Below are 10,374 nucleotides of genomic sequence, written 5' to 3'. Positions count from 1 at the left end.
TCCCCGTCGTCGTCCTTCTTGGCCACGGCCTTGGCGAAGTTCTCGAGCGAATCGCCGAACTGCGACGGGATCATCCACATCGTCGCGGCATCGCCCTTGGCCATCTCCGGCAGATTCTGCACGTACTGGTAGGCGAGCATCTCCGGGGTGGGCTTCGAGGCCTTGACCGCCGCGTTGACGCGGGCGATGGCCGCGGCCTGACCCTCGGCCACGAGGTACCGGGCGGCCCGCTCACCCTGGGCCCGCAGCATGCGCGACTGGCGGTCGGCCTCGGCGGACAGGATCGCGGCCTGCTTGTTGCCCTCGGCGTCGAGGATGGCGGCCTGCTTGGCGCCCTGCGCGGTGGTGATTGCGGCTTCGCGCTGACCTTCGGCGGTGAGGATGGTCGCGCGCTTCTCGCGGTCCGCACGCATCTGCTTCTCCATCGAGTCCTGGATGGAGGGCGGCGGATCGATCGACCGCAGCTCGACCCGGGCCACCCGCAGGCCCCATCGTCCGGTCTCCGAGTCCAGCACCCCGCGCAGCTGCTTGTTGATCATGTCGCGGCTGGTCAGGGTCTGCTCGAGGGTGAGGCCACCCACGACGTTGCGCAGGGTGGTGGTGGCGAGCTGCTCCACGGCGATGATGTAGTTGTTGATCTCGTAGACCGCCGACTTCGGGTCGGTGACCTGGAAGTAGACGACCGTGTCGATGCTCAGCGTGAGGTTGTCCTCGGTGATCATCGACTGGGGCGGGAAGGTCACGACGCGCTCGCGGAGGTCCACCTTGGCGCGCACGCGGTCGATGAACGGGATGATCAGTGTCAGCTGGCCGCTCGCGGTCCGTTGATATCGCCCGAGCCGCTCGATGACCGCGGCCTCCGCCTGCGGTATGAGCTTCACGGAACTCACCACCACCGAGGCGATCAGGATGACGATGACGGCGAGGAAGATCAAGCCTTCCATGGTTTCCTCCAATTGTGTCGTGGTGTCGGCTGTGTGTCTGACCCGCGTGCTCTAGAGTCCACGCACGACGATCGCGGTGGCCCCGTCGATCTCATGTACGAGGACCTTGTCCCCGGCGTCGAACGTCTCGCCCTCGATGAGCGGGCGTGCCGTCCACGTGTCACCGGCGATCTCGACCAGACCGCCGGACGGCCCGATCGACTCGATCACGGTGCCGTCGCGTCCGGTCAGGGCAGCGGTGTTGGTGTCGTGCTCGGGGAGCGCGGCCAGCATGCGGCGGCGGACGAGGGGTCGCACACCCGCGACGAGGATGATCGAGACGAGGGCGAAGGCCAGGGCCTGTCCCCATATCGGGGCGCCGAGTGCGGCGGCCGCCGCCCCGCCGAGTGCGCCCCCGGCGAGCATGATGAGGAAGAGTTCGCCCCCCGCCGCCTCACCGGCGGCGAGCAACACCGCTACTGCGAGCCAGACAAGTCCTCCATGCATGCCTACGACCCTACCGACATCCGCCGGTCGGCAGGGGGGACGTCGTCTCGCGGTCGGACTACGCTGAGTCGACGTGTCGACTCTGCAGAAGTTCGCGTGGTTGTCGGTGGCCACGTCGATCGTCACCATCGCGCTGAAGATGGCGGCCTGGTGGGTGACCGGGTCGGTCGGCCTGCTCTCGGACGCGGCCGAGTCGGTGGTCAACCTGGTGGCCTCGGTGGTGGCGTTGATCGCCATCACGGTCGCGGAGCGCCCGGCCGACGACGACCATCAGTACGGCCACTCCAAGGCCGAGTACTTCTCCGCCGGGGTCGAGGGCGCGATGATCTTCGTCGCCTCGACGTTCATCCTCTACACGGGCGTCGAGCGCCTGATCAATCCGGTGCCGATCGAGTCACTCGGGTTGGGTCTCGCGATCTCGGTCGTGGCCGCGGTGGTCAACGGCGTCGTCGGCGCCCTGTTGATCCGGGCGGGGACACGGCATCGGTCACCCACCCTGAAGGCTGACGGAAAACACCTGATGACAGACGTCGTGACCTCGGTCGGTGTGGTGATCGGCGTGGCACTGGTGTGGATCACCGGGTGGGAGTTCCTCGATCCGATCGTCGCGCTCGCGGTGGGGCTCAACATCCTGTTCATCGGGTACAAGCTGGTCCACGAATCCGGCATGGGGCTGATGGACGCGACACTGCCCGACGAGGACAACCGGGCGATCCAGGAGGTGCTGGACAGGCATCGGCAGCCCGGCCGGGTCGACTTCCACGAGCTGCGGACACGCGAATCCGGCAGGTGGAGGTTCGTCGAGTTCCACGCGCTCGTCCCCGGTGACTGGAGTGTGGATCAGGGCCACGACCTCGTCGAGACGGTCGAGCAGGAGATCCACGCCGCGCTTCCGCATTCCCACATCACCACCCACCTCGAACCGATCGAGGACGAGCGGGCCTACAACGACGTGAGGTTGTAGCCGTGGGCCACCCCGTCATGTTCGACGACTCCGATCCACTGCTCGCCCGGGTTCGTCGCATCTGCCTGGCCCTTCCGGATGCTGCGGAGAAGATCTCGCACGGGCGACCGAACTGGTACACGACCAGGGTCTTCGCCACCTACGGCGGCGCCGTGAAGGGCGAGCATTCGGGGTCTCGACTCGATCGCGCCCTGCTGTTCCTCCCCGATCCCGAAGACCTGCCGGCCCTCGACCTGGACGAGCGCTTCGTGGTGCCCGCCTACGTGGGGGTCCGGGGATGGCGGGCGTTGCCACTGGACCGGCCCGGGGCGGGGGCGGGGCATCCCGGCACTGTGGACTGGGACGAGGTCGCCGAGTTGGTCGAATCCTCGTATCGGCAACTCGCCGGCGCCAGGAGGGTCGCCAGACTGGATGATCTGCGGCGCCAGGCCGACCGGGACGATCACTAGGCGGGTTACCGCACGGTCCGCTCCGAGGCGACGTCGTCGATGAGCAGCGCGATGTGGAGCATGCTGGTGAGCAGCGAACCGTAGACCGGCCAGGAGTCCCGGGGCAGTCGGCCGTCCTCCGCCATGGAGTGCGTCAACCCGATCAGCCTGTCGTGGATGGAGTCCATCTCGGCGTCGGGATCGGCGATCGCCCGGCCGGCGTCCCGCGCGATCGAGGCCCACTCGCTGCGGAAACGCTCGTCCCATGGCCCCTCGGTGTAGGTGGCCTCGTGGAGGGTCCGGATCAGGTGCCTCATGTGCGAGACGGCCTCGTCGACGCGGCTCAGCACCTCCGCGTAGTCGACGCTCTCGCCGACCTGCCGTGCGCCACCGAGGCGTCGCCGGATCAGACGGGGGTTCGAGCGTCGGCTCTCCCGGGCGAAGTTCACCGTCCCCCACGCCGTCTCGACCTCCTCGGACACCGACTCGATCTCGCGACGCCACGCGTCGGCGTTGTCGGTCTCCCATGAGGTGGAGAACTCATCGGCCATGTCGATGAGGATGTCGCCGAGCCGGCGGTCGATGCTGTCCACGTGGCTGGACGCCTGCTGGTCGCGCACCGGGGGGATGATCAGCAGATTGACCAGTACCCCGATCCCCACCCCGACGGCGACCTCGAGGATGCGGTCGAGCAGGAGGGGCTGCTGATCGGAGAATCCGCTGGAGAGCACGAACACCGCCGTGGTGGCGATCGCCACCCCCTCGTCCCTGATCCAGGTGATCCGGGCTCCGGCCAGCCCCACGAACATCGCCAGCGCGAAGGTCCACACACTGACGCCCAGGTAATAGCCGATGAGGAAGGACATCCCGACACCGATCGCGGACGCCACAGTCGTCTGTACTCCGCGGGACAATGACCGGTGGACCGTGGCGTGCACGGTGAGCAGCGCGGTCCAGGGCGCCAGGAACGGCAGGGGTGAGTTGAGCACGTGCGCCGACAGCCACCACGCGGCGGTGGCGGCGATCACACTCTTGACGATCTGCAGGAGATCGGTCGTGACGTCGGGCCGGCCCGCGAGTTCTCGGAGTCGTCGCATACCGAGCATTCTCGTGGCTCTCCGGGAGGGACGACACCGCACCCCCGGAGGTCACCGCGCGGCAGCGCGCTCTGCCCTAGGGTCGGAGCTGTCACGAAGGACGGCGGTGCCGTCCGGCGCCCTCGGAAGGACCCATGGACCCCCTCGATTCCCACCTCCTGTCGGCGGCGACGGTCGAACTCGGCCCGGACACGCGGCTCACGCTGCTCGCCGCCGGGCTGATCTTCCTGCTGGCCCTGGGGCTGGGGGTGTGGAAATACCGGCAGATGGCGACGAGCGCCGACCACCTCGCGCACCCGTACGTCGACATCGCGCACCGGGCGGCCCTGCTGTACTCCTTCGCGACGCTGCTCATCGCCGTGTTCGTGGAGCTGAGTAGTTGGCCGACCTGGGTCAACCTCGCCGCGGCCGGGGTCCTGGTGTTCTTCTTCGTCGTGGCGATCGCCAGCTACATCGTGCACGGAGCCCTGAAGGACACGACCAACCAGTTCGACGGTGCCTCGGCTGCGACGCACGTCGGCATGGTGGCACTCATCGTGGGTGAGATGGGCGGGTTCGCGGTACTGCTGGCCGGCTTCGTCGACGGCCAGTTCCTGAGCTGAGACGGGGGTGCGGACGCGCGCGGTTAGACTCGTCCCATGCCGACGCGCCCCCGTTCCGAGCCCGGCCGGCAGAGGAAGGACTCGACGAGGATGCCGAGGAGGAGACCGTCCGGGAGCATGGACCTGGGCACCCGGGCACTGGTGCTGGGGGCGGGTTCCCTCGCGCTGTCCTGGGTTCCCCTGCTCAACATCATCGCGTTCCTCGCCGCGTTGATGGCGGTGGCGTTCGGGCTGCTCGCGCGATGGCCCACGGGGTGGCTCACCAACGAGGAACCCGACCCTCGGCGGGGGTTGGCCGGCGTCGTCCTCGGCGGGATCGCGATCGTGGTCTTCGTCATCACGGTGGTGCGGTACTCGGCGCTCTAGTCCCGCCGACCGGACAGGCGCCCGGACCGTGGCGTCGGCGCCGCTCCCGGACCGCACTCAGTGCCTGTTGGACACCACCCAGCCGAGCGCCGTGCGCATCCGACGCGCGAACCTCCCGGGGTGCGTCGCGCAGGCCGCGTGACCGGCGCTGATCGGGAACACCGCGCTGTGCGGCAGGAGATCGGCCATCTCGTCCTGGATCCACCGGGGGAAGGCGATGTCGCGCATGGTCTTGATGATCGCGACCGGGAGGTCAAGTTCGTGGAGCCACGACGTGGAGTTGAACCGGGCCACTTCCGCGATCACGGTCCGGTGGGTGGCGAGGGGCACGGAGGCCAGTTCGCGTATCGCCCAGGTGTAGGCGCCGGGCACCTCGTCGTCGATCTGTCTGGCCACCTCGACGGGTACGGCGTTGAGGGCGGGCGCCCCGCGCGTCAACGAGCCGAGCGTGATCCTCTCCAGGGCGTTGCGCTGGGCGCCCGTCCCGGTCGCGGCCAGCACCAGACCCCCGAGCCGGGACGGGTCCCGCCGGGCCGTGAGTTGGGCGACGATCCCGCCCATCGAGTACCCGCCGATGACCGGCCGGTCCAGCTCCAGGTGGTCGGCCACCCGGAGTACGTCCTCGCTCAGGGAGTCGAAGTCGAACCGGCCACCGTCGCCCATGCCGTGGCGCCGCTGATCGTAGGTGATGAGCCGGTACTCCCCCTGCAGGCGTTGAAAGGTCTGGTACCAGTTGAGCATTCCGGTGGCCGCCATCCCGTGCAGCAGTACCACCGGGGTCAGGTGATCCTCACCCGTGTCGTAGAGCCTGGTGGTGACGTCGTCGGTGAGGGTGACGATCCTCCCGGCCGGGAGCCGGCCCACGTCCGGCGCCATCCGCGGAAGCCGCGCCGCCGACCTGGGGAGCGACGACAGCAGATTCCTGGTCATGGGTCTCCTCCTCGGGTGCCTCCCCCGATTGTTCGCCACCTCGCCGCCGGATGCACGGACCGGCGACGGTCACTCCACGGAGACGAGTCCCTGTTCCACCAGGAAATCCCTCGCGACCAGTGCCGGATCGTCGCCGTCGACGTCGACCCGCATGTTGAGGTCGACCATCACGTCGTTGTCGAGGACCTCGATGAGCGGCGCGAGAACCTGCTCGATCTCCGGGTGCGCGTCCAGGAACTCGCCCCGGACCACCGTCGCGAGGTTGTAGACGGGGAAGAAGCGACGGTCGTCCTCCAGGACCACCAGGTCGAGTCCCTTGATCCGGCCGTCGGTGGTGTAGACCTCCCCGAACCGGCATTCCCGGCCGGTGGCGGTGGCCTGGTAGATGATCCCGGGCTGCATGATCGGCACGGGGACCGTGGCGGCGTCGAAGCCGTAGGCCTCGGCCAGGCCCGGCCAGCCGTCGCGTCTCACGGAGAATTCGGTCTCCATGCAGGTCACGGCCGACTCCGGATCGGTCTGGACGAGCCGGGCGTAGTCGGAGAACGTGCGGACGCCCGTCTCCTGCGCGGTGTCCCGGTTCAGGGCGAACGAATAGGTGTTGTCGACGGTGGTCGGGGGTAGCCACCGGATGTCGTGGGCCTCGAGGTCGGCGTCCCGGACCGCGACCCACTGCGCTTCGGGGTCGCGGACCGGTTCGGAGTTGCCGAGGTAGCTCATCCACGCGGTGCCCGTGTACTCCATCCCGATGTCGACCTGGCCGGTGACCAGGGCCTGCCGGAAACTGTTGGACCCGGCCAGCGAGGACATGTCGGAGACCTCCATCCCGGCGGCCGCCAGGAGGAACTCCACCAGATAGCTGCTGATCACGCCCTCGGTGAAGTCCTTGCCGCCGACCGTCACGCGAACCCCTTCGAGCGCGGGGACGGTCCCGTCCGGCCCGGGGCCCACGGGCAGCGGTACGGACCCGCCGTCGCTCAGCCCACACCCGGTCGCCACGAGCACGGTGGCCAGGCACGAGGCGAGGAGTCGCTTCACGGTGGTCATCGCAGCCCCCTCGGGTTGAACAGGACCTCGCCCACCCCGCCGAGCCAGTCGACCAGCAGGGCCAGGCACACCGCCAGGACGGAACCCACCACGAGGGTGGTGGTGTCCTGGAGGCGGTAACCGGTGTCGATGAAGATCCCCAGTCCGCCCGCGTCCACCAGGAAGCTCAGCGTGGCGGTGCCGACCGCCAGTACCAGCGTGGTCCGGAGCCCGGCCAGGATGAACGGCACCGCCAGCGGCAGCTCGACGGTGCGCAGGACCCGTCGTGAGGTCATGCCCTGCCCGCGCGCCGCGTCGATCAGCGCCGGATCCACGTTCCGGATGCCCACGATCGTGTTGCGCAGCACCGGGAGCAGTGAGTAGACGGCCACGGGAAGGACACCGATCCAGAAGCCGGTGCGGTTGGTGGCGAGGAAGAGCAGCACGATCAGGCCGATCGCCGGCGCCGCCTGGCCGATGTTGGCGATCCCGATGGCGACGGGCGCGAGGAAACCCATCCGGCGGCGGGTGAGCAGGATCCCCAACGGCACCCCCACCGCGACGACGATCGCGGCCACGGTGAAGGTGATCTGGACGTGCTCCAGGGTGCGTTGGGTGATGGACGAGGCGTTCAGCGAGGCCCGCTGGGTCTCGTCGAGCTCGGTCCCGAAGGCCCACCACAGCACGCCCACCGCGGCCAGGGTGATGACGATCGGCTGCACCACCAACCGTGCCGAATCTGCGCGGGACCCCGCCCGGGACCCCGCGCGGGAGGCGGAGTCGGTCGTCGCGGCGCTCACGAGCGCTCCACGGTGTCCGTGGGGCCTGTGGGCTCCGGGGAGCCAGGGTCGTTGTGGTGGTGGTGGATGCGCCGGAGCTCCGCCACCAGGTCGTCGATCCCGATCGTCCCCCGGTACGCGCCTGACCGGTCCACCACCACGGTGGTCGCGTTGGCGGTCGAGAGCAGTCCGTCGAGCGCTTCCTGGAGCGTCGAGTCGACCGTGACGGTTCCCGTCACCGGCTGACCACCCGAACGCAGGTCCGGCATCCCGGCCACCAGGTCACCCCGGACCCAGCGCAGGGGGCGCCCGTCGTCGGCGAGCACCACCGCCCACTCGTCGTCGGTCCCGCGGACGCGGGCGGCGAAGTCCGAGGGAGCCTCCGACTCCCTCGCCGTCGTCGCCCCCGCCAGGTCCACGTCCCCCACCCGCCGGAGGGTGAGGGTCTTGAGCGCGGCGTCGTCGCCGATGAACCCGGCGACGGTCTCGTCCGCCGGATTGGCGAGGATCGCCTCGGGGGAGTCGAACTGGAGGACCGAGGAACCGGGACCGAGCACGGCGATCCGATCGCCCAGCCGGACGGCCTCGTTGAAGTCGTGGGTGACAAAGACGATGGTCTTGTGCAGATCCTCCTGCAGGCGGATGAGTTCGTCCTGGAGCGAGGCGCGGGTGATGGGGTCCACGGCGCCGAACGGTTCGTCCATGAGCAGCACCGGGGGGTCGGCGGCCAGCGCGCGTGCCACCCCGACGCGCTGTTGCTGGCCGCCGGAGAGCTGTGCGGGATAGCGGTCGCGGTAATCGGCGGGGTCCAGGCCCACCAGTTCCAGCATCTGGTCCACGCGGTCGGAGATGCGCGATCTCCTCCACCTGAGCAACCGGGGCACGGTCCCCACGTTCTGGGCGACCGTCATGTGCGGGAACAGGCCGGACGCCTGGATCGCGTAGCCGATGTGGCGTCGGAGGGTGTCGGCGTCGAGGGTCCGGTTGTCCCGGCCGTCGATCGTGATGGTGCCCGAGGACGGCTCGATGAGGCGGTTGATCATCCGCATCGTGGTGGTCTTGCCGCAGCCGGACGGCCCCACGAACACGGTGGTGCGCCCGGCGGGGAGCTCGAGCGAGACGTGGTCGACGGCGGGCCGTTCCTGGCCGGGGTAGATCTTGGTGACGTCGTCCAGGGCGATGGGCACGCCGGACACTGCGCCGGACTCGTGTGCGGCGGGTGTGGTCACTGGTTCCCCCTGATGGTCAGGCGCCCGAGTAGGACGAGGAGCGCGTCGAGGACGAGCGCGAGGACGACGATGAGGACGGTCGCGGTGAGCGCCATCGGCAGGGCGGTGGGCGTCCCCACCCGGGAGAGCCCGGCGAAGATCAGGTTGCCCAACCCGGGTCCCTTGGCATACGCGGCGATGGCGAGGATGCCCATGGACATCTGGGTGGACACACGGATCCCGGCGAGGATCGACGGCCACGCCAGCGGGATCTCCACCCGGCCCAGGACTCCCATCCGGCTCATCCCCACCCCGCGCGCCGCATCGACCGTCGCGGCGGGGACGGCGTCGAGCCCGACGATGGTGTTGCGCAGGATCGGCAGCACCGCGTAGATGACCAGCGCCGTCATGGTGGGCAGGACACCCAGGCCCAGGATGGGGATGAGCAGTCCCAGCAGGGCGAACGAGGGCACGGTCAGGGCGGTGGCGGCCAGGCCGGTGGCCACCGCGGACCCGGCCCTGCTGCGGTACACCGCCACACCGACCGCGACCGACAGCAGTGTGGCGAGCAGGACCGCCTGCACGGTCGCGCTGACGTGCTGCCACGAATCCGTGGCGAGTTGGAGCCGGCGGGTGGAGATGAAGTCCACGAGGTCGTTCAACGTCTCTCGGCTCCGTCCGTGCGGTTCGGTCTGCTCACGTTATCCGGACGGGTGGCGGTGGAGGGGTGGGAACGAGGATCTCGCGTCGCGAACGGGTGTGCGACCGGTGGCCGTGATGCACCATGGGGCCATGACTGCCAGGCCCGACCGACCACTGGACCCCGACCTGATCGAGCATCTCGACGAGCTGCTCGCCGCCACCGGCAGGATCGCCCGCCGACACTTCCACGGTGAGCTCCAGGATCTGGTCGCCGAGGACAAGGGCGGCGACCGGGGGTACGACCCGGTGACCGAGGCCGACCGGGACATCGAGGCGTTGCTGCGTGCCGGGATCTCGTCGATGGCGCCGGGGGACCGGGTGGTGGGCGAGGAGAACGGCGAGTCCGGCCCCTCCGACGCCTCGCGCACCTGGTACCTCGACCCGATAGACGGCACCAAGGCCTTCATGACGGGCATGGCCGGGTGGGGCACGCTGGTCGGAGTGGTGGAGAACGGCCGCGCGGTGGCGGGGTGGATGGACCAGCCGGTGTTGGGGGAGACCTTCTCCGCGGTCCACGGCCGGGCGACCGTGCGTCGCCGGTCGGACGGTCCGGAGGCCTTCGACCTCCACGCCTCCGGGTGCGACGAGCTGTCCGAGGCGATCATGTACACCACGCACCCGTCGATGTTCGGAGACCAGGGCGGGTTGCGACGGCGCTACGACGACCTCGCCTCGCGGGTCCGCCTGCAACGCTTCGGCGGGGACTGCTACGCCTACTGCATGCTGGCCGCGGGCCGGGTGGACCTCGTGGTCGAGTCGGATCTGAATCCCTACGACATCGTGGCGCTCATCCCGATCGTCGAGGCGGCGGGCGGTGTGATCACCGGCCCGGACGGGCGGCA

13 protein-coding genes are annotated in these 10,374 nt (G+C 69.5%); 5 read left to right on the top strand and 8 right to left on the bottom strand.

From position 1 onward, the window contains the following. Together G6019_RS12400 and G6019_RS12395 are read right to left on the bottom strand one after the other, a co-directional pair. On the bottom strand, window positions 1–944 hold a 944-nt coding region (locus G6019_RS12400), incomplete at its 3' end, for an SPFH domain-containing protein (RefSeq protein WP_375539764.1). Window positions 945–995: 51 nt separating this feature from the next. Beyond that, complete coding sequence (locus G6019_RS12395; RefSeq protein ID WP_107757559.1) at window positions 996–1,430, bottom strand: NfeD family protein; 435 nt, start codon at window positions 1,428–1,430, stop codon at window positions 996–998. 73 nt (window positions 1,431–1,503) lie between these two features. Here G6019_RS12395 and G6019_RS12390 point away from each other — a divergent pair, with 73 nt between their 5' ends. Both G6019_RS12390 and G6019_RS12385 read left to right on the top strand, forming a co-directional pair. After that, window positions 1,504–2,394, top strand: a complete 891-nt coding sequence (locus G6019_RS12390; protein WP_182612314.1) for a cation diffusion facilitator family transporter — start codon at window positions 1,504–1,506, stop codon at window positions 2,392–2,394. Between the two features lie 2 nt (window positions 2,395–2,396). Beyond that, window positions 2,397–2,843 carry an MmcQ/YjbR family DNA-binding protein gene (locus G6019_RS12385; RefSeq protein ID WP_182612315.1) on the top strand — a complete coding sequence of 149 codons (447 nt, stop codon included), beginning with the start codon at window positions 2,397–2,399 and terminating at the stop codon, window positions 2,841–2,843. Window positions 2,844–2,848: 5 nt separating this feature from the next. Here the strand turns inward: G6019_RS12385 and G6019_RS12380 are convergent, their stop codons facing one another. Continuing rightward, the gene (locus tag G6019_RS12380) at window positions 2,849–3,919 is read right to left on the bottom strand and encodes an FUSC family protein (RefSeq protein ID WP_107757556.1); all 1,071 of its coding nucleotides are present in this window, start codon (window positions 3,917–3,919) and stop codon (window positions 2,849–2,851) included. 134 nt (window positions 3,920–4,053) lie between these two features. On the opposite strand from G6019_RS12380, the gene G6019_RS12375 reads away from it, so the two are divergent. Continuing rightward, window positions 4,054–4,521 carry a hypothetical protein gene (locus G6019_RS12375; RefSeq protein ID WP_182612316.1) on the top strand — a complete coding sequence of 156 codons (468 nt, stop codon included), beginning with the start codon at window positions 4,054–4,056 and terminating at the stop codon, window positions 4,519–4,521. A gap of 117 nt (window positions 4,522–4,638) precedes the next feature. Next, complete coding sequence (locus G6019_RS12370) at window positions 4,639–4,887, top strand: hypothetical protein (RefSeq protein WP_182612317.1); 249 nt, start codon at window positions 4,639–4,641, stop codon at window positions 4,885–4,887. A gap of 57 nt (window positions 4,888–4,944) precedes the next feature. Here the strand turns inward: G6019_RS12370 and G6019_RS12365 are convergent, their stop codons facing one another. From G6019_RS12365 to G6019_RS12345, 5 genes are all read right to left on the bottom strand, one after another. Then, on the bottom strand, window positions 4,945–5,817 hold the full coding sequence (locus G6019_RS12365; RefSeq protein ID WP_228548886.1) for an alpha/beta fold hydrolase: 873 nt from the start codon (window positions 5,815–5,817) through the stop codon (window positions 4,945–4,947). A 69-nt stretch (window positions 5,818–5,886) separates the two neighbouring features. Continuing rightward, window positions 5,887–6,864, bottom strand: a complete 978-nt coding sequence (locus G6019_RS12360; protein ID WP_107757553.1) for a glycine betaine ABC transporter substrate-binding protein — start codon at window positions 6,862–6,864, stop codon at window positions 5,887–5,889. Next, a complete protein-coding gene (locus G6019_RS12355; RefSeq protein WP_107757552.1) occupies window positions 6,861–7,643 on the bottom strand; it encodes an ABC transporter permease in 783 nt (260 codons plus the stop codon). Before G6019_RS12355 ends, G6019_RS12360 begins: the two co-directional genes overlap by 4 nt. Continuing rightward, the gene (locus tag G6019_RS12350) at window positions 7,640–8,851 is read right to left on the bottom strand and encodes an ABC transporter ATP-binding protein (RefSeq protein ID WP_182612318.1); all 1,212 of its coding nucleotides are present in this window, start codon (window positions 8,849–8,851) and stop codon (window positions 7,640–7,642) included. Before G6019_RS12350 ends, G6019_RS12355 begins: the two co-directional genes overlap by 4 nt. Beyond that, on the bottom strand, window positions 8,848–9,492 hold the full coding sequence (locus G6019_RS12345; protein ID WP_107757550.1) for an ABC transporter permease: 645 nt from the start codon (window positions 9,490–9,492) through the stop codon (window positions 8,848–8,850). The genes G6019_RS12350 and G6019_RS12345 overlap by 4 nt, the downstream gene beginning before the upstream one ends. Before the next feature lie 130 nt (window positions 9,493–9,622). Here G6019_RS12345 and G6019_RS12340 point away from each other — a divergent pair. Then, window positions 9,623–10,374, top strand: a 752-nt coding sequence (locus G6019_RS12340) for an inositol monophosphatase family protein (protein ID WP_182627707.1), incomplete at its 3' end; no start/stop codon positions are given.

Origin of the sequence: Dietzia sp. DQ12-76, from assembly GCF_014145045.1 — a bacterium.
Classification (GTDB): domain Bacteria; phylum Actinomycetota; class Actinomycetes; order Mycobacteriales; family Mycobacteriaceae; genus Dietzia.
Note: the sequence above shows the minus strand (reverse complement) of the source record. Positions and strands in the feature narration are given on the sequence as shown.